At 60.2% G+C, this 636-nt stretch carries 1 protein-coding gene; it reads right to left on the minus strand.

The annotated features are described in order from the left end of the window. On the minus strand, nt 1-636 hold a 636-nt coding region (locus EN925_RS38640; RefSeq protein ID WP_164894823.1), incomplete at both ends, for a HAMP domain-containing sensor histidine kinase.

Consider the following 636-nt stretch of genomic DNA (forward strand, 5'->3'; position numbering starts at 1 on the left):
CGCTACCTGGCCGGTTCTTGGTCGACGTGTAGGGCTTGCCGAATTCAGCAAGCATGGTTTCTTCAAATCCCCGTCCCGCGTCGACAACTTCGATGATGAGATCGTTCGCGTGGCGGCTGACGATCAAACCGACCCATAGAGGCGACGCTTCAAGTGCGTTGTCCAGTACATTGAACATCACCTGTTTGAGCGCGGGATCGGAGACGATCTCCTGGTTGGCGCCGAAACGCCTGGTGTATTCGAAACCTTGCGGCAGCCGTGTCGACTTCCATTCGGCCACCAGCTCCGCCAGAAAGGCATCGACGGAGGTGCGAACCGTGCCTTCGCCGCGCAATTCGCCCGACGACATCAGGATTCCCGAAACGATCTTCTTGCAACGGTCCAACTGGCCCTGCATCTCCCGGATTTCCTGCGCCAGATCCGGATCGGCCTCGAGAACCGGCATGCGCTGCCAGTCGTTGAGGATGACGGAAAGCGTAGCCAGCGGCGTGCCTAGCTCATGCGCGGCGCCAGAGGCGAGCAGGCCCATCCTGACGATGTGAGCCTCCTCCGCCGATTGCTGGCGCAAATCCGCAAGATGAGCGTCGCGGGTGCGAATGTTGTTCTGGACCCTGGTGATGAACAGCACCAGAAGCG

It is taken from the genome of Mesorhizobium sp. M7A.F.Ca.US.006.04.2.1, assembly GCF_004022915.1.
In the GTDB taxonomy this organism is placed as follows: Bacteria; Pseudomonadota; Alphaproteobacteria; order Rhizobiales; family Rhizobiaceae; genus Mesorhizobium; species Mesorhizobium ciceri.